The sequence below is a fragment of the Streptomyces sp. 147326 genome (assembly GCF_045000215.1).
Taxonomy (GTDB): domain Bacteria; phylum Actinomycetota; class Actinomycetes; order Streptomycetales; family Streptomycetaceae; genus Streptomyces.
In genome coordinates this window covers 4,679,414-4,700,494 of record NZ_CP134201.1, presented here as the reverse complement: position 1 = coordinate 4,700,494, position 21,081 = coordinate 4,679,414, and the positions used below count along the sequence as shown (strand labels likewise).

Genomic DNA, 21,081 nt, shown 5'->3' with positions numbered 1-21,081 from the left:
GCTACTTTTGCACCACCGCTTCGAGGCTGCGCCCGCAGGCACGGGCCCGGTAGGCTTTCCGTGTGATCTTCAAGCGCATCGGAAGCGGGCGGCCGTACCCCGACCACGGCAGGGAAACCACCCGGCAGTGGGCGGACGTCGCGCCGCGCCCGGTCCGGCTCGACCAGCTCGTGACGACCAAGGGACAGCTGGACCTCGAAACGCTGCTCGCCGAGGACTCCACCTTCTACGGCGACCTGTTCGCCCACGTCGTGAAGTGGCGGGGCGACCTCTACCTGGAGGACGGGCTGCACCGCGCCGTGCGCGCCGCCCTGCAGCAGCGTCAGGTGCTGCACGCGCGCGTCCTCGAGATGGATTGACGTGTTCGCGTAGATTGCGCCTTTCGGGTCACCATTGACCTATCAGCAGATCATTTAGTAGGCATCGCCACCGGGCCGCACTACGCTGCGCCCATGAGCATGCTCACTCCCCCCGGCATGGGCGGAAAGTACCGCGTCACGGGAGCCGCCTACCCCCGTATGAGCCGAAAGCGGAGCCGTCCTCGGATCGTCCTCGCCATCCTCGGCTCGGTCCTCGCGCTTGCCCTGGTCGGCTACGGGGCACTGCAGCTCATCGACGTGTTCCGCGGCGACAGCCCCAAGCGGAACACGGCTGCGGGTGCCAAGGACTGCCCGACGACGCCTCCCAAGGGCGCAGCCAAGGGCGGCCCCGCCGCCGCCTCCACCGCCTCGGCCGCCGCGAAGCCCGCGGTCGTGCTCCCGCCGCCCGGCGAGATCACGGTCAACGTCTACAACGCGACCCCGCGCGCGGGCCTGGCCAAGGCCGTCGGCGACGAACTGGCCAAACGCGGCTTCGTCATCGGCAACGTCGGCAACGCCCCGGCCGACTTCGACAAGAAGGTCCCCGGCACCGGGATACTGCTGGGCTCCCCCACGACGGACAAGGCCGCCTTCTCCGTCCTGGGCACTCAGCTCGCCGGCACCACCCAGCAGACCGACACGCGCGAGGGCGCGGACATCGACCTGATCCTGGGCGACGCCTTCAAGGAGCTCAGTACGAAGGAGGACGCGGACAAGGCGCTGGCCGTCCTGGCCAACCCCGTGCCCGCGCCCGCCACATGCTGACCGCCTGACCGGCGTACCGGCGTACCGGCCGGCCGCTCTACCGCCGAAGCGCGGTGACGGTCGGCCGCCCGGACGGCTATTCGGCCGAGCCGTACATCCGGTCGCCCGCGTCGCCCAGGCCCGGCACGATGTAGCCGTGCTCGTTGAGCCGCTCGTCCACGGCGGCGGTCACCACGGTCACCGGCGTGCCCGCCAGCTCGCGCTCCATGATCTCGACGCCCTCGGGCGCCGCGAGCAGCACCACGGCCGTGACGTCGTCGGCGCCGCGCTTGATCAGCTCCTGGATCGCCGCGACGAGCGTGCCGCCGGTGGCGAGCATCGGGTCGACGACGTAGACCTGCCGTCCGGAGAGGTCCTCCGGCATGCGCGTCGCGTACGTGGAGGCCTCCAGGGTCTCCTCGTTGCGGACCATGCCCAGGAAGCCCACCTCGGCGGTCGGCAGCAGCCGCACCATGCCGTCGAGCATGCCGAGGCCGGCGCGCAGGATCGGCACGACCAGCGGGCGCGGGTGGGAGAGCTTCACGCCGGTGGTCGGGGCGACCGGCGTCTCGATGTCGGCCTGCTCGGTGCGCACGTCGCGGGTGGCCTCGTACGCGAGCAGGGTCACCAGCTCGTCGGCGAGCCGCCGGAAGGTGGCGGAGTCGGTGCGCTTGTCGCGCAGGGTGGTGAGTTTGTGCGCCACCAAGGGGTGATCGACGACCTGCAAACGCACAACATCCTCCAAAACTCAGCCTGCGACCAGCAAAAACGGCCGCACGACGCGACCTGCACCCAAAAGGCTACGCGGTGACGCGGCCCGTTCGCGTACGGAGCGGCGGCCACGCCCGCAGCGGCCTGCGGATGCGACCCGCCCGGACGCCCAGCACGCTGGACGGATGAGCAGCACACCGGTGATCGCAGCCGTCGACGGATCCGAACACAGCCTCAAGGCCCTGGAGTGGGCGAGGGCCGCAGCCGTCCGGCACGGTACCGGGCTGATGATCGCCCATGTTCTGCCCGACCACGCCCAGTTGTATGCGGGCCGCCGCTCGGCGCTGCACGACGCCTCGCAGCCGGAGGAGTTCGCCGACCCCGTGAAGGACTGGGTACGGGCCCTGCTCGGCGGCGGCTCCGAGCTGCCCGAGGGGGTCCGGTACGAGGCGCTGGAGGGCTCCGTCCCCGAGGCGCTGCGGGTGATCGGGGCGGAGGCCCTGGTGCTGGTGATGGGCTCCCGGGGCCGCGGCGGCTTCGCCACCCTGCTGCTCGGCTCCAACAGCCGGGCCGTGGCGGCCACGGCGCCCTGCCCGGTGGTGGTGGTCCCGCACGCGGAGCGGACCGCCGGGGCCTCGGAGGCCGCGGAGGAGTCCGCCGGGCGGGTGGTGCTCGGGCTGCACGCCGCCGAGACGCCCGACGACGTGGTGACCTTCGCCTTCGCGGAAGCCGCCGCGCGGGGGACCACCGTCCAGGTGGTCTCCGCGTACGCCGTCCCGCCCGCGCCGAACCTGATCATCGACGCCCCCTTCGAGGTGATCCCGCCGGAGGGGCTGGCGGACGGCGGGGACGGCGTACCGGCCGAGCGGGAGATGCTGCGGTCCCAGACGGCCCGGCTGGCGCCGTTCCGCACCCGCTACCCGGACGTCCCGGTCGAGCAGGCCGCGGTCCCCGGCGACCCGGCGGGCCGGCTGGTCACCGCCTCCGCGTCGGCGGCGCTCGTCGTGGTCGGCCGCCACCACCCGAGGCGCCGCCCCAGGTCGCTGTTCATGGGCTCGGTGGCACATGCCGTGCTGCAGCACGCGCAGGGCCCGGTGGCGGTGGTCCCGACCCTCAAGGACGACGCCTGACCTGCAGTGGGGTGGCATCAAACGGCCCGCCCGGGGCAAGGTGGGTGCAGGGGGGACGACCGACCAGCCCAGGGTGGTGGCCGATGCCCGACACGCAGCCGAGCGACGACGCGCCGGAAACCGCGGCGCAGCGCCGCGCACGCCGCGCGCAGTTCCTGCGCGACCTCATGGAGGCCCGCGCCCTGCGCGACCGCGTGCAGCCCCGCCGCGCCCGCGCAGCCCGCATGCGCCAGCAAATGCGCATGCGCACCTTCCGCTGGTAACCACATCAGCTCCGCCGACCCGGTCCGGCGCCGCCAGGCCCCATCCCGCCCCGCCGACGTGTGAGGCGCGGGGTCCGGGGCGGAGCCCCGGGAAGCCGGCCGCAGGCCCGGCACGCCGCGACACGGCCAAGCCGTACCGCCCGCCGCGCACCCCCCGCCACGGCCCCGCCAACCCCCGCCCGGCCCGGCCCCACAACCCCGCAAGCCCCCCGCAGGGGCACGGCACGGCACGACGCAAGCGCCGAAGACCTCTCGCAAAGCCGCTGTTTCTGCCACGATGCCGATTGGGCGGGGCACGGGCGGCGAGCACACGGCCGTTCCGCCCCAACCTCCGGCCGGGGGGACCTCCAACCGGCACGCCTAAGACCAGTGGGAGAGTCACGGTGTATTTCGCCGCACTGCTCGCGCGCACCGAAGACGGGTGGGAAGCGAGCGACATGGAACTCGACGACGTCGAGTCCCTCAGTGATCTGATCGATCTCGCCCGTTCCGCCGCTGTCGACGACGACACGGTGGTCGCCCTCATCGAGCAGGAGGACGCCTGGTTCGGCGTCGTCCGCGTGGACGGCGAGGAGGACCCGCGGTACTTCGTATCGAACGCCGCCGCGGCCGCCCGCAGCTCCTACGGCTCGATGCTGACCAAAGAGCTGCTGGGCAGCGACGAGGAGGACGACGAACTCGACGAGCTGGACCTGGACGGCACCGAGGACGGCGAGGAGGATGCCATCGCCGCCTACACGGACGAGGACACCGACGAGGACGGGGCGGGCGGGACCGGCGCGGAGCCGGTACCTGCCGGTCCGCTCGGTGACCCCCGGCTGCTGGACGACCTCGGGGTGACCAACAAACAACTGATGACCCTGGACGGGGACGCCCTCTCGGAGATCGCCGAGTCCCTCGGCGCCACCGAGGTCCTGGAGGCCGTCCGCTAGTGATCCGCATGCACGACACGAGCACCACCGATCCCGTACGGGACCCGTGGCGGGACTCCATGCGCCTGGCGCTCCAGGAGGCCGCCCGGGCGGTGCCGGCCGGCGATGTGCCGGTCGGCGCCGTCGTGCTGGGCCCGGACGGGAAGATCCTCGCCACCGGGTACAACGAACGCGAGGCGACCGGCGACCCCACGGCGCACGCCGAGGTGGTGGCGCTGCGCCGGGCCGCCGCCGCGCTCGGGGAATGGCGGCTTCCGGGGTGCACCCTCGTGGTGACCCTGGAGCCGTGCGTCATGTGCGCGGGCGCGCTCGTGCAGTCGCGCGTCGCCCGGGTCGTCTACGGCGCGGACGACGAGAAGGCGGGCGCGGCCGGGTCCCTGTGGGACCTCGTACGGGACCGCCGGCTCAACCACCGCCCCGACGTGGTCCGCGGCGTCCTCGCCGAGGAGTGCGCCCGGCAGCTGACGGACTTCTTCCGTGAGCTGTGACGGCGGGCTCCCGGATACGGATTTCGGCGCACGGGCCACCTTGGGCTAAGCTCTCTCTCGGTAGCGTGTCCGAGCGGCCGAAGGAGCACGCCTCGAAAGCGTGTGATGGTGCAAGCTATCCGTGGGTTCAAATCCCACCGCTACCGCTCTGACCGAGAGCCCCGCCCCGCAAGGGTCGGGGCTCTCGGCGTTCGTGGCGCTCCCGTCCGGCGGACAGCCGCGTGACCGCCCGCCCCTTCGGCCGTTGTCACGGCATGACCAAGACCCAGCGCATGCTCGCCGCCATCGCCCTCGCGGGGGCCGCCGCGGGCCTCGCCGCACCCGCCGCCTCGGCCGCCCCGACCGCCCCCCTCACCCTCCCGGACCTGCCGTCGGCCGCCCCCGGGATGCCGGCGGGGGCCCAGCCCGCTTCCGTCCAGGAGATCGGGTCGAAGCTCAGCGAGGGCGCCAACCAGCTCAACGCCCTCATGGAGCTGCCGGACAAGCTGTCACCCGTGATCGCCCCCGCGGAGCCCGTGCTGGGCTTGGCCGGCGGCCTCGAGTAGCCGAGCACAGCCCCCGTACAACTCCCGTACGGCCCCCGTACGCACCGGAACGGCGCGGGGCGACGCGAAGAAGGCCCCGACCGGGGTCGGGGCCTTCGACGTGTGGGACGGGGGAAGTGGCATCGGGGGGACAAAGCCACTTCCCCCGACGAGGACGGACCTGCCAGTCCGAGCCGCAGTCAGGGGGAAGCTCGCGACTCGGACCCCGCAGCGAGGCCCTGTCCCTCGCCCACCGATTTCCTGCCAGAACCGGTGGGCTCACATCAATCCTGCGCCCGCCGCAACCCCGTACCCAGCGGCAAAGGACCCGGAGTGCCGGGTCATTGGTCCTTAAAGGACACGTCAGTGTCCAATCTTGACCGGTTAGACTCACCCGACTCGCAAGGATCGGTTGGGGAGGCCGCCCGCTCGTGGACACCAGGAAACTCATCACGGGTGCCCTCACCGTGTTCGTCCTCTTCGTGATCATCACCCAGCCGAAGAGGGCGGCCGAGATGGTGGAAATAGGCTTCCAGGGGATATCGGATGCCGCATCCGGCATCGGCGAGTTCATGACCGAACTGGTGCGCTGACCCCGTACGCTGAAGCGGTTCCCGGAATTCCGGCCCCCCACTCCGACGGGTGGGGGGCTTTTTGCATACCCACGTTGGGCATATTGCCCTGATATGCCCAACTTGCCCTCAACACGGCGTTATACGGTGCTTGCACACAGTGCACATCTCTTGTGATGCTATGACCGCTTTAAACGGATGAGTTGACTGAAGGGGTGGCGTGACCGTGCCGGCCAGTACTGCGCCTCAGGTGCCACCCCGACAGGACCCCCAGGTGCCGACCCAGCAAGAGCCCCGCCAGGAGTCCCGTCCGGACGCCCGCCAGGAACCCCTTCCGGAATCCCGCCCCGAATCCCGCCCGGAGCCCCGCCCGGAGCCCCCTCAGGAGCCCCCTCAGGAGCCGCTTCAGGAGCCGCTTCAGGAGGCCCGCCCGGAGCCGTCCGAGGAGCCTCCGCCCGCGCCGAGACCCCCGAGCCGGGGCGCGGACACCCGGGCCCTCACCCAGGTCCTCTTCGGGCAGCTGAAGGGTCTGGAGCCCGGCACCACCGAACACACCCGGGTGCGCGGGGCCCTCATCGAGGCCAACCTTCCGCTCGTCCGGTACGCGGCCGCCCGCTTCCGCAGCCGCAACGAGCCGATGGAGGACGTGGTCCAGGTCGGCACCATCGGCCTGATCAACGCCATCGACCGGTTCGACCCGGACCGCGGCGTGCAGTTCCCGACCTTCGCGATGCCGACCGTCGTGGGCGAGATCAAACGGTACTTCCGCGACAACGTCCGCACCGTCCACGTGCCGCGCCGCCTCCACGAGCTGTGGGTCCAGGTCAACGCCGCCACCGAGGACCTCACCACGCTCCACGGGCGCACCCCGACCACCCCGGAGATCGCCGAACGGCTGCGCATCACCGAGGACGAGGTGCTGTCCTGCATCGAGGCCGGGCGCAGCTACCACGCGACCTCGCTGGAAGCCGCCCAGGAGGGCGACGGCATGCCCGGGCTGCTGGACCGCCTCGGCTACGAGGACCCGGAGCTGGCCGGGGTCGAGCACCGCGACCTCGTCCGCCACCTCCTCGTACAACTGCCCGAGCGCGAACAGCGGATCCTGCTCCTGCGGTACTACAACAACCTGACGCAGTCGCAGATCAGTGCCGAGCTCGGCGTCTCCCAGATGCACGTCTCGCGGCTGCTCGCCCGGAGCTTCGCCCGACTGAGATCCGCAAACAGGATCGAGGCGTAACCGTAACGAGTGGAGATCATCCGCACGTTTCCCGACAGATCGGGCTGATCGTCCTCCGGCCGCTCCTGTCGCTGGAGATATATGTCGACTTGGCGCTACAGCGTGTTGCCGACATGTGACATTCTGCTTGAACCGCGTTTGCCGCAGCCCCGCCTCCGGTATTCAGGTGGAGGCTGCGTTCCTCCGACGGACGCGCCGTACGCGACCGTCCGCGACCTCAAGGGGGTGGCATGTCCGTAGACCAGGGCAGCTCCAAGGTGCTCACGCTCGTCAAGAGCGTGACGCCGCTGGCAGTGTCCGACCGCTCGGAAGCCATCGACACTCGCACCCTCTCCCGCTCCCTCTTCCAGCGACTTGCCGCCCTGGACGCGGACAGCCCCGAACGGGCGTACGTACGCGACACCCTGATCGAGCTGAACCTGCCCCTCGTGCGGTACGCCGCGGCCCGGTTCCGCAGCCGCAACGAGCCGATGGAGGACATCGTCCAGGTCGGCACCATCGGCCTGATCAAGGCGATCGACCGCTTCGACTGCGAACGCGGCGTGGAGTTCCCGACGTTCGCGATGCCGACCGTCGTGGGCGAGATCAAACGATTCTTTAGGGACACCTCCTGGTCCGTCCGCGTCCCGCGCCGGCTCCAGGAGCTGCGCCTGGCGCTGACCAAGGCCAGCGACGAGCTCGCCCAGAAGCTGGACCGCTCGCCGACCGTGCCGGAGCTCGCCGCGGTGCTCGGGGTCTCGGAGGAGGACGTGGTCGACGGTCTCGCCGTCGGCAACGCCTACACCGCCTCCTCGCTCGACTCGCCCTCCCCGGAGGACGAGGGCGGCGAGGGCTCGCTCGCGGACCGCCTCGGCTACGAGGACACCGCGCTCGAAGGCGTCGAGTACCGCGAGTCCCTGAAGCCGCTGCTCGCCAAACTCCCGCCCAGGGAACGGCAGATCATCATGCTGCGCTTCTTCGCGAACATGACGCAGTCGCAGATCGGCGAGGAGGTCGGCATCTCCCAGATGCACGTCTCCCGGCTGCTGACCCGCACCCTCGCGCAGCTGCGCGCGGGCCTCATCGGAGAGTGACCGGGCGCCGCCCGCTTCCCAATTGACGATCCGTCAGGAAAACTGGCGCGATGCGAAAGGGATCGCGGGCGGCCACCACCCTCCTCGCCCTGTGCTGCACGGCGGCCGCCGGCCTCACCGGCTGCGGCGGCCCGGCACGGGACGGCTACGTCGCCGTGGGCGCTGCGGCCCCGGGCCCCGAACGGGGTGCGGGGGAGAACGTGGCACCCCAGGGTCCGGTGGAGTTCCAGCAGCTCGGCGGCCCGTCCGCGGCGGGCGGCGCCTCCGCGTCGTCCAGTACGTCGGCCGATGCGCCGGGATCCCGGCCCCCGGGCGGCTCCGCTGCGGGCGGAGCCGCGGCCACCGCCCCCGGCGGCTCCGCGGGCACCTCCGGCATCCCGGCCGGCCCCGGGCGGACCACGCCGGCAGCGGGCACTCCGAACGCGCCGAGCACTCCCGGCACGCCGTCGGGCTCACCCACGAGCCCGGGCGCCCCGTCCGCCAAGCCCGGCACCACGCCCCCGGCCCCGCCCACGACCCCGGCGAAGCTGACGCTGTCCGCGCCGGCGCGGTCGGCCGCGGACGACCGCTGGTGCGAGCGGGTCACGGTGACCTTCACGAACACCGGCACGACGGCGGCCCGCGCGGGCACGGTCAGCTTCGCGACGCACATCATCGGCGCCCTCGGCATCGACTGGGCCACGATCACCACGACCCAGCCGCTGCCGGCGCCCCTCGCGGGCGGAGCCTCGAAGACGCAGACCTACACCGTGTGCGTGGAGGCCTGGCGGGTACCGCTGGGCATGCACGTGGACACCAGGAACGTCACCGCCACCTGGAGCTGAGGCGACGCCGCCATCCGGAGCCGCGGCGACACCGCGCTCCGGAGCCGAGGCCGGCGTCCGGCCCCCCGCCCCCTCCGTCAGTGCAGGACCACCCAGGCGGCCGCGCCGATCATGAGCACGAGCGCGATGATCAGCGCCACCTTGGCGGTCGAGCCCGAGGATCCGGACCGCTCCTGCTCCGCGGCGCGGCGCTGCTGGCGGGAGCCCGGCGCCGCCTGGCGGGCCGGTGCGGCCTCCTCGACGAAGGCCCGGAACATCTGCGTGCTGCCCGCGGGGTCGTAGTTGCCCTCGGGGACCTGTGAGTTGTGGTTCTCAGCCATGGAGCAGGACCCTAGCCGGTTTTCCGATTCTTTTACCGCCCCACCCCCCAGATTCATTTGCCTGTAGCAACCATTCGCTTCTATGGTTGCCTAAAGCAACAAGATGGAGGGACCCGGTGACGATGACCGCTCCGCCGACTGCGACCGCTCCGGTCACTGCGGCCGCTCCGGCCGCTCCGCCCACCCCGCACGAGGAGCTGGCCCGCCAGCTCACCGGAATCGGCGCGGTCAAGCGCGAGCTCGCCCGCAGCCTGCCCCCGGACTGCCCGCCCGGCGCAGCCGCCGTCCTCACCGTGCTCGACCGGCACGGGGAGATGCGGCTGAGCCGGCTGGCCGAGTTCATGGCGGTGGACATCTCGGTGACCAGCCGGCACGTCACACACGTCGCCGACCGCGGCTGGATCGAGCGCGAGACCGACCCGGGCGACGGGCGCTGCCGGATCCTGCGGCTCACCCCGGCCGGCCGGGCGCTGCTCGCCCAGCTCGGCGCCCGCTACACGGCCGCGCTGGAGAGAGCCCTCCACGGCTGGTCCGCCCAGGACATCGACGTGCTCAACACCCTGCTGGCCCGACTCCGATCGAGCTTCTAGACGAAGGAAAGACATGGCCCCGTCGGAGACGACAACCGACAACGCACCCACCTCCGCGGCCGCGGGAGCATCCACTTCCGCGGCCGTGACCATGACCCACCCGCAGATCATGAAGGCGCTGTCCGGGCTGATGCTCGGCATGTTCGTGGCGATCCTGTCCTCCACGATCGTCTCCAACGCCCTGCCCCAGATCATCAGCGACCTCGGCGGCACCCAGTCCTCGTACACCTGGGTGGTCACCGCCGCCCTGCTGTCGATGACGGCGGCCACCCCGCTGTGGGGCAAGCTGTCCGACCTCTTCAGCAAGAAGCTGCTGGTCCAGATATCCCTCGTGATCTACGTTCTCGGCTCCGTGGTCGCGGGCCTGTCCCAGAACACCGGCACGCTGATCGCCTGCCGCGTGGTCCAGGGCATAGGCGTCGGCGGTCTGTCGGCCCTCGCCCAGATCGTCATGGCCGCGATGATCTCCCCGCGCGAGCGCGGCCGGTACAGCGGCTACCTCGGCGCGGTCTTCGCCGTCGCCACCGTCGGCGGCCCGCTGCTGGGCGGTGTCATCACCGACACCGAGTGGCTGGGCTGGCGCTGGTGCTTCTACGTCGGCGTGCCGTTCGCGATCATCGCCCTGATCGTGCTCCAGCGGACCCTGCACCTCCCGGTCGTCCGCCGCGACGTCAAGGTCGACTGGCTGGGCGCCTTCCTGATCAGCGGTGCCGTCTCGCTGCTGCTGATCTGGGTCACGCAGGCCGGCGACTCCTACGAGTGGATCTCCTGGCAGACCTGGGCCATGACGGGCGGCGCGGTCCTGCTCGGCCTGCTCTTCGTCCTCGTCGAGTCCCGCGCGAGCGACCCGATCATCCCGCTGCGGCTCTTCCGCAACAAGACGATCAGCCTGGCTTCCGCGGCCTCGCTGTTCGTGGGCATCGCGATGTTCTCGGGGACCGTGTTTTTCAGCCAGTTCTTCCAGTTGGCCCGCGGCGAGTCCCCCACGATGTCCGGAATCCTCACGATTCCGATGATCGCCGGGCTCTTCGTCTCCTCCACCGTTTCCGGTCAGGTGATCACCAAGACCGGTAAGTGGAAGGCCTGGCTCGTCTCCGGCGGCGTGCTGCTGACCGCCGGCCTGGGTCTGCTGGGCACCCTGCGGTACGACACCCCGTACTGGCACATCGCGATCTACATGGCGCTGACCGGTCTCGGTCTCGGCATGATGATGCAGAACCTGGTCCTCGCCACCCAGAACCAGGTGGCCCCCGAGGACCTGGGCGCGGCCAGCTCGGTCGTCACCTTCTTCCGCTCCCTCGGCGGCGCCATGGGCGTCTCCGCGCTCGGCGCGGTCATGGCCAACCGGGTCACTCACTACGTCCAGGACGGGCTGGCCGCACTCGGGCCGAAGGCCGCGGCCCTGGGCAGCGGCACCGCCGGGGGCGGGATCCCCGACCTCGACAAGCTGCCCGCGCCGGTCCGCGAGGTCATCGAGTCCGCGTACGGGCACGGCGTCGGCGACGTCTTCCTCTACGCCGCCCCGTTCGCGCTCCTCGGCCTGGTGCTGGTGGTGTTCATCAGGGAGGTCGCGCTGAAGTCGAAGCCGTCGGCACACGCCCCGGCGGCGGCCTCGCCCGAGCCGGCGGCCTCCGCCGAGGCCGTCGTCAAGGCCTGAGCGGAGGCGGGAGTCCGGGCCCTGGCGTTGCCGTGGCCCTGGCGTTGCCGTGGCCCGGGGCGCGGCCCGGGGACTGGGGCTTGGACCTCGGGCCTGGGGCTTGGACCTCGGGCCTGAGGTTTGGCCCTCGGGCCTGAGGATCGGACCTCGGGCCCTGCGTCTTGGGCTCAGGCCTTGGCCGTGGCTTTGGCCTTGGCCTCGATGCCCGCGATCAGGACGTCGAGCGCGAGGCAGAAATCGCTCTCGGGCGCCCGCCGGACCGCGCCCCCGCAGCCCTGCAGGAACTGCGACACGGCCAGGTGGGCGCCGGTCCGGGCGGCGTCCGCCAGGCCGGTGGCGTCCAGCAGCCGCTGCAGGGCGGCGTCGAAGGCCCGCGCGTGCGGGCCGATGTTCGGGTAGGCGGCGGTGAGCGGAGCCACCCACGGATGGTCCGCCAGCACCCGCCGGTAGCCGCGGGCCAGCGCCTGTAGCCGGCCCGGCCAGCCCGCCTCGCCGGTCCCCGGCGGCCCGGCCGGCAGCCCGAGCTCGCCCAGGGCGCTGTCCAGGGCGAGCTCGAGCAGATCGTGCTTGGTGTCCACGTACCAGTACAGGGACATCGCGGTGACCCCGAGACCGGCGGCGAGCCGCCGCATCGAGAACCGGGCCAGCCCCTCGGCGTCGAGCAGACGTACGGTCGCGGCGGTGATGCGCTCCCGGTCGAGCCCGGAGGGTGCCTCGGTGCGGCGTCTGGCGGGGGCGGCGGGCCTGGCGGTCAGCCACACACTGGTCCGGGCCTCGCCCGAATCGGCCGTGGTCACCATGCAGGCACCCTCCTCACGACAGGTGGATCAGCCCGGAATGCCCGGTCCGCCCTCTTGATGCTAGGGGGTGTCCTGTCGATCGGGCCGGATGAGACCCGATCGGACCGGATCCGACCCGATCACGACGTCGGAGCGGTCAGGTCGTAGAAGGTGGCTCCGCCGACCGTGGACGCCTTGAAGCCGGCCTTGACCCAGCTCTCGATCTCGCTGCTGGTGCCGCCGCCCGGACCACCGCCGCCCCGCGCGCCGCCCTCGGTGGTGCCGGGGCCGCCGGTGGTGCCCGCGGCGCCCGCGGCGCCTCCCTGGCCGATGAACCAGTGGATCTTCCCTTCCCGCACGTACGTCTTGAACTGCTCCAGGGTCGGAGAGGGGTCGCTGCCGTTGAAGCCTCCGATCGCCATCACGGGGGCGCCCGAGGCCAGCTGGTAACTGGCCGCGTTCTGCGAGCCGACGGCGGCCGCCGCCCAGGTGTACGCGTCGGCGCCGGTGGTGAGGGCCGCCTTGGCCTCGGCGCCGACCTGGGCCCCGTTCAGCAGGCCGCCCGCTCCGCCCGGCCCGCCGCCCGCGCGCATGCCGCCGCGTCCGCCAGCAGCGCCCTGTCCCGGCGGCATGCCTCCTTGCGGCAGTGCGCCACCCGGCTGACCGCCGCCCTGCTGACCGCCGTTCGGCCCGGCACCGCCCGGCTGCCCACCGCCCGGCTGACCGCCTTGGGCGCCCTGGCCTCCCTGGCCGCCCGGCCCGCCCTGCGGCATCTCGCCGGCGCCGCCCCGGAAGCCGCCCATCATGCCGCCGGGGCCGCCCCGGCCCCCCGCCACCGCCGGTCCGGCGGTCACGATGGAACCGGTGTGCCCGGTGCTCACGGTGGTCAGGCAGTACGCGAACGGCCCGGCCAGGGCCGCGGCCACTCCCAGCGCCGCCACGCCCGGCAGCATCCGGCGGCCCGCCCGCGCGGCGAACGGCAGCGCGGCCGCGGCGAGCAGCCCGCCCACCAGCACCGCCCAGCGCAGCCACGGCAGATAGCCGGTGGCGCGGCCCAGCAGCACGTACGACCAGACGGCCGTCAGGGCCAGCGTGCCGGAGAGGGCGATCGCGGCGGCCGCGGTGCCCCGCTCCTCCCACAGGACGGCGACGCCCATGCCGATCAGCGCGGCCACGAACGGAGCCAGGGCCACGGTGTAGTACTCGTGGAAGATGCCCTGCATGTAGCTGAAGACGATCGCGGTGATCAGCAGTGCGCCGCCCCAGGCCAGGAAGGCCGCCCGGGCCATGCCGTCCAGCGAGTCGGTGGCCCGGCGGGCCCGCCAGGTCACCACCAGCCCGGCCACCAGCAGTACCAGGGCCGCGGGCAGCAGCCAGGAGATCTGCCCGCCGATGTTCCCCGAGAACAGCCGGTCGAAGCCGGTCTCCCCCCAGCCGCCTCCCCCGGCCCTGCCGCCCGGGCCGCCCTCGGGCAGGCCGTAGGCCGCGGCTCCGCCGGTCCGGGCACCGCCGCCGACACTGCCGGTCTCGTTGCCGTTGATCCGGCCCAGGCCGTTGTAGCCGAGGGTCAGTTCCAGGAACGAGTTGTTCTGCGAACCGCCGATGTACGGGCGGGAGGACGCGGGCCACAGCTCCACGATCGCCACCCACCAGCCGCCGGCCGCCACCATCGCGAGCCCGGCCAGCAGCAGCTGGCCCAGGCGCCTGCGCAGCCGGGTCGGCGCGCACACCGCGTACAGCAGCGCGAGCGGCGGCAGTATGACGAAGGCCTGCAGGGTCTTGGTGAGGAAGGCGAAGCCGACGGCGACACCGGCCCAGACCAGCCACGTGGTGCGGGCGCCGTCGAGGGCGCGCAGCACGCAGTACACGGTGACGGTCAGCAGCAGCGTCAGCAGCGCGTCGGGGTTGTTGAAGCGGAACATCAGCGCGGCGACGGGCGTGAGCGCGAAGGCCGCACCGCTCAGCAGCGCCGCCCCGGGCCCGAACTGGCGGCGTACGGCGGCGTAGAGCACGGCCGTCGTGCCGACGCCCATCAGGGCCTGCGGGACGAGGATCTGCCAGGAGCCGAGCCCGAACAGGCGGACCGACAGCATCATCGGCCACAGGGCGGCCGGGGGCTTGTCGACGGTGATGGAGTTCCCGGCGTCGGAAGAACCGAAGAAGAAGGCCTTCCAGCTCTCGCTGCCCGCCTGCACGGCGGCGGAGTAGAAGGAGTTGGCGTAACCGGAGGAGCCCAGGTCCCACAGCAGCAGGACGGCGGTGGCGATCAGCAGCCCGGCGAGGGCGGGCCGTTCCCAGCGGGGCCGGTCGGCTGCACGCCGGCCGGTGCCGGCCGGGGCCTCGGGGGCCTCGGGGGCCGGGAAGAGCGGAGTTGCCGCGGTGGTCATCGGATGTCGTCCTTCGCAGGAGTGCCGCGCCGGTCGGGGAAGACCCAGGCACGGAAGAGCAGGAACCGCAGCACGGTGGCGGCGAGGTTGGCGGTGATCAGGACGGCCAGTTCAGTGCCGTGCGCGGGATCGGCGGTGGCCGCTCCGAGCGCCGCGAGCGAACCGCTCGTCAGGGCCAGCCCGATGCCGAAGACCACCAGCCCCTGGGCCTGGTGGCGCACGGCCCGGTCCCGGCCGCGGACGCCGAAGGTGAGCCGCCGGTTGGCCGCGGTGTTCGCGACGGCGGAGAGCAGCAGGGCGGCGCCGTTGGCCGTCTGCGGGCCGGTACCGCCGCGGAAGGCGGAGTACAGCAGCAGGTAGAGCAGGGTGGACAGGGCTCCGACGGCGCAGAAGCCGAGGAGCTGACGGGCCAGTCCGCCTTCCACGCCGGGCAGCGCGGTGCGGTCGCGCGGATCGTCGCCGAAGGGGCGGGCGAGCCGGTCCAGCGGGAGCGCTCCGACGGCCAGCGCCCGGCCCACGCGCCAGACCCCCTTCAGGTCCTCGGTGGCGGTCCTGACGATGTGGACGGTGGAGTCCGGGTCGTCGACCCAGTCCACCGGCACCTCGTGGATCCGCAGCCCGGCCCGCTCGGCGAGCACCAGCAGTTCGGTGTCGAAGAACCAGCCCGTGTCCTCCACCAGCGGCAGCAGCCGCTCGGCGACCTCGCGCCGGATGGCCTTGAAACCGCACTGGGCGTCACTGAACCGGGCGGCGAGCGAGGACCGCAGCAGGAGGTTGTAGGCCCGGGAGACGAACTCCCGCTTGGCTCCCCGCACCACCCGTGAGGAACGCGCCAGCCGGGTGCCGATCGCCAGGTCGGAGTGACCGGAGATCAGCGGTGCGACCAGCGGCAGCAGGGCGTTGAGGTCGGTGGAGAGGTCCACGTCCATGTAGGCGAGGACGGGGGCTTCGGAGTCGGACCAGACGGTGCGCAGCGCCCTGCCCCGGCCCTTCTCCTCGAGCCGGGTGCTGCGCACGCCGTCCAGTGCGGCGGCGAGCCCGGCCGCGACCTCGGGGGTACGGTCGGTGCTCGCGTTGTCGGCGACCGTGATCCGGAAGGGATAGGGGAAGGTCCGGGTCAGGTGCTCGTGCAGCCGGCGTACGCACGGGCCGAGGTCCTTCTCCTCGTTGAAGACCGGGATCACCACGTCGAGGACGGGCCCTTCCTGCACGGGCGCGAGGGGCGCCCGTGCAGGAAGGGCCCCGGGAGAGGTGTCGGTTGGCATGTTCCGACCCTCGTGGAGCGGCCTGTCACCGCTGTGTGGTGAGCCTGTGCCCTGTCTGTGATTCCGGCTCCGTGGCCGCCGGCCGGGCGAGCGGCAGCACGACCTCGAACCGGGTCCGCCCGGGCTCGCTCCGTACGCCGACCCGCCCGCCGTGCGCGGCGACCACGGCCTGGACGATGGCGAGCCCGAGCCCGGTGGAGCCGGCCGTGCGGGAGCGGGAGGCGTCACCGCGGGCGAAGCGCTCGAAGACACGGGGGAGCAGCTCGGGCGGAATGCCGGGCCCGTCGTCCTCGACGCACAGCCGGACGGCCGATGTTTCACGTGAAACATGCGCGGTGACAGTGGTGCCCGGCGGGGTGTGCGTACGGGCGTTGGCGAGCAGGTTCACCAAGACCTGCTGGATCCGGGCCGGGTCCGCGCGGACGGGCGCGGGCTCTTCGGGCAGGCTCAGGCGCCAGTGGTGCCCGGGCCCTGCGGCCCTGGCGTCGCTGACGGCGTCGACGACGAGCGGGGCCAGGTCGGTGTCGGCGTCGGCGCTGGAGAGCGGGCGGCCCGCGTCGAGCCGGGCGAGCAGCAGCAGGTCCTCGACGAGGCCGGTCATCCGGGTGGCCTCGGACTCGATCCGGCCGAGGGCGTGCCGGGTGTCGGGGCCGGGCTCCTCCCGTCCCCGGCGGGTCAGTTCGGCGTAACCGCGGATGGAGGCCAGTGGGGTGCGCAGTTCGTGGCTGGCGTCGGCGACGAACTGCCGGACGCGCGTCTCGCTCTGCTGGCGGGCCGTGAGGGCGGAGGAGACGTGGCCCAGCATCCGGTTGATGGCCGCGCCGACCTGGCCCACTTCGGTGCGGGGGTCGGCCTCGGCGTCGGGGACCCGCTCGTGGAGGGCGGGCTCGCCCTTGTGCAGGGGGAGTTCGGAGACCCGGGTGGCGGTGGCGGCCACCCGGCGCAGCGGGCGCAGGGCGACCCCGACCAGGGCCTGCCCGGCGAGGGAGGCCGCGATCAGCCCGGCGAGGGTGACGCAGACCTCGACCCCGACCAGGGTGCGCACGATGGAGTCGACCTCGCCCAGGGGGAAGGCGAGGGCCAGGCTGCCGTCGGGCGCGGCCAGCATCCGGTAGGCACCGAGGCCCGGGAGGTCGGCGTCCACCGGCCGGGGCTCGGCCCGCGTGCCCGGCGCGCCGTATCCGCCCTGCCCGCCCGACGCGGCCTGTGCTGCCTGCGCCGCCTTCCGTGCGGCCGCGGCGAGGATCCGGCTCTGGGGCTCGGTGAGGGGCGGCGCATCCTCGGGAACCCCCTCGACGCGGACGTTGCGGGCGGTCCCGAGCACCGTGCCGGCGTGATCCAGGCGCACCCCGGTGGCGTCCAGCGGACTGCCGGGGGCCGTGACGAAGCCGGTGCTGTTCTGCCGGGCCGGCTTCCCGGCGGGTATCCGGACGGCCATCCCGACGGAGGTGGTCAGCTGTTCGTCGAGCTGACTGACCAGGTACGAGCGCAGGGCGAGGGTGGTGACGGTTCCGATGGCCGCGCCCACCACGGCGATCAGTGCCACCGCCGAGACGACGAGCCGGGTCCGCAGCGACCAGGGCCGGCGGCCGCGCGGTCGCGGCCCCACGCGGGCGGGGTAGCGGAAGCGCACTACTCGGCCGGCTTGATCAGGTATCCGGCGCCGCGCCGGGTGTGGATCATCGGTGCCAGGCCGGGGCCGCTCTCCAGCTTCCTGCGCAGGTAGGAGATGTAGAGCTCGACCACGTTGGCCTGGCCGCCGAAGTCGTACGACCACACCCGGTCCAGGATCTGCGCCTTGCTCAGCACGCGCCGCGGGTTGCGCATGAGGTAGCGCAGCAGCTCGAACTCGGTGGCGGTCAGGTGGATCTCCCGGTCGCCCCGCACCACCTCGTGGCTGTCCTCGTCGAGCCGCAGATCGCCGACGGCCAGCACTGAACCGCCGCGTGCGGCCTGCGCCGCGCCCGAGCGCCGGACCAGACCGCGCAGCCGGGCCACGACCTCCTCCAGGCTGAAGGGCTTGGTGACGTAGTCGTCGCCGCCCGCGGTGAGGCCGGCGATCCGGTCCTCCACGGAGTCCCGGGCGGTCAGGAACAGCACGGGGACCTGGGGGATCTCCCGGCGCAGCCGCCCGAGGACGGCGAGGCCGTCCATGTCGGGAAGCATGATGTCGAGGATCACCACGTCCGGCCGGAACTCCCGCGCCGAGCGCACCGCACTCGCCCCGTCGCCGGCGCTGCGGACCTCGCAGCCCTCGTACCGCAGGGCCATGGACAGCAGCTCGGAGAGCGCGGCCTCGTCGTCGACGACGAGCACCCGGCAGGGCCCGCCGTCGGACCGCACGAGGGCCGTGTGGTTGCTGGTGGACGTGGACGCGTGGGAGGTGGTCGTCGCAGTCATACCGAACACGCTCTCCGGGGCCTCTGAGAGCGTTCTTGTGCCTGCCTGTGAATTTCCTGAGAAACGGGAAGGGGCGGTCAGCCGTGGAGCCGGAAGAGCCGGGCCCCGTTGTCGTGGCAGACCGCGCGGAGCCAGTCGTCGCCGAGGCCGAGCCGTTCGAGGGCGACGAGCTGGTGCTCGTAGGGGTAGGGGATGTTCGGGAAGTCGGTGCCGAACAGGATCCGGTCGCCGAGGTCCGCGAGCCGTCCGAGCTCACCGGGCGGGAAGCCGCTGAGCCGCTCGGAGAAGTCGGTGAAGACCATGGTGGTGTCCAGGCGCACCGCGTCGTACCGGTCGGCGAGGTCGAGGAAGTCGGCGTACTCGGGCATGCCCATGTGGGCGATGACCAGCGGCAGCCGCGGGTGACGGGCCAGCAGCCGGCCGACCGGCTCGGGTCCGGTGTACTTGGCCGGGACGGGACCCGACCCGCAGTGGATCACGATCGGGATGCCGGCCTCGGCCAGCAGCCCCCACACCGGATCGAGCCGGTCGTCATTGGGGTCGTAGCCGCCGACCTGGAGATGGGCCTTGAAGATCCGGGCCCCGGAGTCGACGGCCCGGCGGACGTACGTGGCGGCGCCCTCCTCCGGGAAGAAGGTCGCAGTGTGCAGGCAGTCGGGGGTGCGGGCGGCGAAATCGGCGGACCAGGAGTTGAGCCAGGCGGCCATCTCCGGTTTGTGCGGGTAGAGCATGGCGGTGAAGGCCCGGACCCCGAACTCCCGCAGCAACGCGACCCGCTGCTCCTCCTCGTGCCGGTAGGTGATCGGCCACTCGACGCCGGTCAGCGGGCCGACCGCGTCGAAGTACTCCCAGACCTTGTCCAGGACCCGCTCGGGCATGAAGTGCGTGTGGACGTCGACCAGTCCCGGCAGCCCGAGCCGCTCCCGGAAGGCGCGGACCGCCTCAGCCGTTGCGGACAAAGCCGTGGCTCCGCTCGACGGTCGCGACGTGCAGGGTGTAGCTCTCGTACCAGTCGGTGCGGCCCTGCTTGATGGCCGCCTGGTGCTCCAGGTCCTCGCGCCACGCGGTGAGGGACTCATGGTCGCGGAAGTAGGCGACGGTGATGCCGAGACCGCCGGGGGTGCGGGCGGACTCGTATCCGAGGTATCCGGGGTTGCCCTGGACGATCTCCTCCATCCGGGCGAGGGTCTCGGGATATCCGCTGTCGTCGGCGGTCCGGACATCGCTGAAAACGGCCATGACATAAGGCGGTTCGAAGGCCGGTACCGGCTGAATGCTCATGCCCTCCACCCTCCGCGGACCGCCCCGGCGTGTCCACCGGAAACGGCTCGCGAAGGCCAAAGGGATCCAAGTTTTGACCTTGGCCGACCGGCGCGGAACGGGCCGGAACGGGGCCGGCCGGAGGCCGAGAGCACTCCTCAGAACAGCCCGTCCTGCTCGGCCGGCGGGGGTGCGGCCGACGGAACCTCCGCCACCGGGACCGACGTCACCGCCTCGTCCCCCGGAGCGGTGAGCTCCCAGCCGGCCAGCAGCCGGGTGTCCACGACGAGCCCGTCCTCGAAGTGCAGATCGGGACCGGCCGCGCCCACCAGCCTCCCCACGACGGCGCCGCCGGGGACCATCCCGGTGAGCACCCGCGCGGGCTCCGGCAACCCGTCCAGCCCGAACGCCCCGGCGTGGTCGGCGACTTCGCACCCCACCCGCTCCAGCGACTCCGGCCAGCCGGGCAGCGCCGCGGCCCGCGCGTGCAGCTCGGCGACCTCCCGGGCCCGGTCCGGACCCGGCGGCAGCTGGGCCCGTACGGCGCGCTTGCGGGCGTACGCGATCCGGTCGGGCACCCCGAGCGCGGCCCGCAGCAGCTCCTCGGTGCGCCGGGTGGCCATCAGCGGACCGCGGCCCAGCCAGGCCCAGGCCACCGCGCCCTGCTCCAGCAGCCGGGCGGAGCCGCGCTCCTCGGCGGTGATCCCGACCTTGACCATGCCGGGCCCGAACCAGGCCAGGTAGACCCGATAGGTGCGCGGATCGGCGGCGTTGGTGTCGGCTGCCACGGAGAACGACCGGTCGAGGCGGGCACAGTCGGGGCACTGCGCGTTCCCGGCGCGAGCGGGCACGAGGGCGGCGGTCGGACAGGGCGTCCGCCTCCCGGCCCGCCACACGCCGAGGCAGTGCCGCTCGCCGCTCGCGGCGAAGGCCAGCCGCTGCCCGTACGCCAGGACGCTCGTCCGCTCGCCGCGCCCCTCCCCGTACCACCCGATGGCCGGTCGGCCGTCCTTCCACCGGATCCCGGTGCACCACCAGGTCACAGCGGGAGCGGCCGTTCGAAGAAGGTGTCCAGCACGACCGTGGCATGCGTACCGCTGACGCCCTCGATGGCGTAGAGGCGGCGCAGGACGTCCTGCAGCTGCTCGGTCGACGGCGTGCGCACCTTGACCAGCACGGAGGCGCTGCCCGCGATGATGTGCGCCTCCTGGATCTCGGGGATCGCGGCGAAGTCGGCGCCGGACTCGCCCATCCAGGCATTGGAGTCGACCATCACGTAGGCGAGGACCCCACTGCCGACGGCGGCCGGGTCAACGTCGATGGTGGTCCGCCGGATCACGCCGCGCTCGCGCAGTTTGCGTACGCGCTCGTGGGTGGCCCCGGCCGAGAGCCCGACGGCCGTGCCGAGAGCGGCGTACGACTGGCCGGCGTCCTGCTGCAGGCGCAGGACGAGCGCACGGTCGATGTCGTCCACGCAATCTTCCTCTCTTGGGCCGGTCGACCCTTGCGAAGACGGTACCTGATCCTGCAATCTCACCATCAGACCGAACAGAATTCGGCGAAACT

24 protein-coding genes and 1 tRNA gene are annotated in these 21,081 nt (G+C 72.6%); 14 read left to right on the top strand and 11 right to left on the bottom strand.

The genetic code is table 11. The annotated features are described in order from the left end of the window. Window positions 1-62: 62 nt before the first annotated feature. Both RIU97_RS21445 and RIU97_RS21440 read left to right on the top strand, forming a co-directional pair. Window positions 63-359: a type II toxin-antitoxin system VapB family antitoxin gene (locus RIU97_RS21445; RefSeq protein WP_030010424.1), complete on the top strand. Its 297-nt coding sequence runs from the start codon at window positions 63-65 to the stop codon at window positions 357-359. A gap of 93 nt (window positions 360-452) precedes the next feature. Continuing rightward, window positions 453-1,124: a LytR C-terminal domain-containing protein gene (locus RIU97_RS21440; protein WP_404959133.1), complete on the top strand. Its 672-nt coding sequence runs from the start codon at window positions 453-455 to the stop codon at window positions 1,122-1,124. 76 nt (window positions 1,125-1,200) lie between these two features. Here RIU97_RS21440 and upp read toward each other — a convergent pair whose 3' ends face one another. Next, complete coding sequence (gene upp / locus RIU97_RS21435; RefSeq protein WP_030010426.1) at window positions 1,201-1,836, bottom strand: uracil phosphoribosyltransferase; 636 nt, start codon at window positions 1,834-1,836, stop codon at window positions 1,201-1,203. 163 nt (window positions 1,837-1,999) lie between these two features. Between upp and RIU97_RS21430 the strand changes: the two genes are divergently transcribed. From RIU97_RS21430 to RIU97_RS21385, 10 genes are all read left to right on the top strand, one after another. Continuing rightward, window positions 2,000-2,944 (top strand): universal stress protein, encoded by a 945-nt coding sequence (locus RIU97_RS21430; RefSeq protein ID WP_404959131.1) that lies wholly within the window; start codon window positions 2,000-2,002, stop codon window positions 2,942-2,944. An 83-nt stretch (window positions 2,945-3,027) separates the two neighbouring features. After that, window positions 3,028-3,207, top strand: coding sequence for a hypothetical protein (locus tag RIU97_RS21425; protein WP_030027564.1), 180 nt, complete (start codon window positions 3,028-3,030; stop codon window positions 3,205-3,207). Window positions 3,208-3,590: 383 nt separating this feature from the next. Beyond that, window positions 3,591-4,139, top strand: coding sequence for a hypothetical protein (locus RIU97_RS21420; protein WP_383576935.1), 549 nt, complete (start codon window positions 3,591-3,593; stop codon window positions 4,137-4,139). 8 nt (window positions 4,140-4,147) lie between these two features. Continuing rightward, entirely contained in the window at window positions 4,148-4,627 is a 480-nt protein-coding gene (tadA, locus tag RIU97_RS21415) for a tRNA adenosine(34) deaminase TadA (RefSeq protein ID WP_404959128.1), read from the top strand. Between the two features lie 59 nt (window positions 4,628-4,686). Then, a tRNA-Ser gene (locus tag RIU97_RS21410) sits at window positions 4,687-4,773 on the top strand. A gap of 108 nt (window positions 4,774-4,881) precedes the next feature. Beyond that, on the top strand, window positions 4,882-5,172 hold the full coding sequence (locus RIU97_RS21405) for a hypothetical protein (protein WP_404959127.1): 291 nt from the start codon (window positions 4,882-4,884) through the stop codon (window positions 5,170-5,172). Between the two features lie 410 nt (window positions 5,173-5,582). Beyond that, a complete protein-coding gene (locus tag RIU97_RS21400) occupies window positions 5,583-5,744 on the top strand; it encodes a hypothetical protein (RefSeq protein WP_199808029.1) in 162 nt (53 codons plus the stop codon). 253 nt (window positions 5,745-5,997) lie between these two features. Further along, window positions 5,998-6,960: an RNA polymerase sigma factor SigF gene (locus RIU97_RS21395; RefSeq protein ID WP_404959124.1), complete on the top strand. Its 963-nt coding sequence runs from the start codon at window positions 5,998-6,000 to the stop codon at window positions 6,958-6,960. Between the two features lie 230 nt (window positions 6,961-7,190). After that, window positions 7,191-8,033, top strand: a complete 843-nt coding sequence (locus tag RIU97_RS21390) for an RNA polymerase sigma factor SigF (RefSeq protein WP_404959122.1) — start codon at window positions 7,191-7,193, stop codon at window positions 8,031-8,033. A 50-nt stretch (window positions 8,034-8,083) separates the two neighbouring features. Further along, window positions 8,084-8,857 (top strand): hypothetical protein, encoded by a 774-nt coding sequence (locus tag RIU97_RS21385; protein ID WP_404959120.1) that lies wholly within the window; start codon window positions 8,084-8,086, stop codon window positions 8,855-8,857. A 77-nt stretch (window positions 8,858-8,934) separates the two neighbouring features. Here RIU97_RS21385 and RIU97_RS21380 read toward each other — a convergent pair whose 3' ends face one another. Beyond that, the gene (locus tag RIU97_RS21380) at window positions 8,935-9,177 is read right to left on the bottom strand and encodes a hypothetical protein (protein ID WP_401252594.1); all 243 of its coding nucleotides are present in this window, start codon (window positions 9,175-9,177) and stop codon (window positions 8,935-8,937) included. A 122-nt stretch (window positions 9,178-9,299) separates the two neighbouring features. On the opposite strand from RIU97_RS21380, the gene RIU97_RS21375 reads away from it, so the two are divergent. Beyond that, window positions 9,300-9,767, top strand: coding sequence for a MarR family winged helix-turn-helix transcriptional regulator (locus tag RIU97_RS21375; protein ID WP_404962894.1), 468 nt, complete (start codon window positions 9,300-9,302; stop codon window positions 9,765-9,767). Window positions 9,768-9,858: 91 nt separating this feature from the next. Further along, a complete protein-coding gene (locus tag RIU97_RS21370; RefSeq protein WP_404962893.1) occupies window positions 9,859-11,424 on the top strand; it encodes an MDR family MFS transporter in 1,566 nt (521 codons plus the stop codon). A 167-nt stretch (window positions 11,425-11,591) separates the two neighbouring features. Here RIU97_RS21370 and RIU97_RS21365 read toward each other — a convergent pair whose 3' ends face one another. The 9 genes from RIU97_RS21365 to RIU97_RS21325 all read right to left on the bottom strand — a co-directional run bounded on the left by RIU97_RS21365 (window position 11,592) and on the right by RIU97_RS21325 (window position 20,989). Next, window positions 11,592-12,224, bottom strand: coding sequence for a TetR/AcrR family transcriptional regulator (locus RIU97_RS21365; RefSeq protein WP_404959118.1), 633 nt, complete (start codon window positions 12,222-12,224; stop codon window positions 11,592-11,594). 119 nt (window positions 12,225-12,343) lie between these two features. Beyond that, a complete protein-coding gene (locus RIU97_RS21360; protein ID WP_404959116.1) occupies window positions 12,344-14,590 on the bottom strand; it encodes an ArnT family glycosyltransferase in 2,247 nt (748 codons plus the stop codon). After that, window positions 14,587-15,855, bottom strand: coding sequence for a glycosyltransferase (locus RIU97_RS21355; RefSeq protein WP_404959114.1), 1,269 nt, complete (start codon window positions 15,853-15,855; stop codon window positions 14,587-14,589). Before RIU97_RS21355 ends, RIU97_RS21360 begins: the two co-directional genes overlap by 4 nt. Before the next feature lie 25 nt (window positions 15,856-15,880). Continuing rightward, a complete protein-coding gene (locus tag RIU97_RS21350) occupies window positions 15,881-17,464 on the bottom strand; it encodes a sensor histidine kinase (protein WP_404959112.1) in 1,584 nt (527 codons plus the stop codon). A 23-nt stretch (window positions 17,465-17,487) separates the two neighbouring features. Beyond that, window positions 17,488-18,255, bottom strand: a complete 768-nt coding sequence (locus tag RIU97_RS21345; protein ID WP_404959110.1) for a response regulator transcription factor — start codon at window positions 18,253-18,255, stop codon at window positions 17,488-17,490. 77 nt (window positions 18,256-18,332) lie between these two features. Further along, window positions 18,333-19,214, bottom strand: a complete 882-nt coding sequence (locus RIU97_RS21340) for an amidohydrolase family protein (RefSeq protein ID WP_404959108.1) — start codon at window positions 19,212-19,214, stop codon at window positions 18,333-18,335. Further along, entirely contained in the window at window positions 19,198-19,536 is a 339-nt protein-coding gene (locus RIU97_RS21335; protein ID WP_404959106.1) for an antibiotic biosynthesis monooxygenase family protein, read from the bottom strand. Before RIU97_RS21335 ends, RIU97_RS21340 begins: the two co-directional genes overlap by 17 nt. A gap of 137 nt (window positions 19,537-19,673) precedes the next feature. After that, on the bottom strand, window positions 19,674-20,558 hold the full coding sequence (locus RIU97_RS21330; protein WP_404959104.1) for a DUF2797 domain-containing protein: 885 nt from the start codon (window positions 20,556-20,558) through the stop codon (window positions 19,674-19,676). Then, window positions 20,555-20,989 (bottom strand): Lrp/AsnC family transcriptional regulator, encoded by a 435-nt coding sequence (locus tag RIU97_RS21325; protein WP_361753385.1) that lies wholly within the window; start codon window positions 20,987-20,989, stop codon window positions 20,555-20,557. The genes RIU97_RS21330 and RIU97_RS21325 overlap by 4 nt, the downstream gene beginning before the upstream one ends. Between the last annotated feature and the right edge of the window lie 92 nt (window positions 20,990-21,081).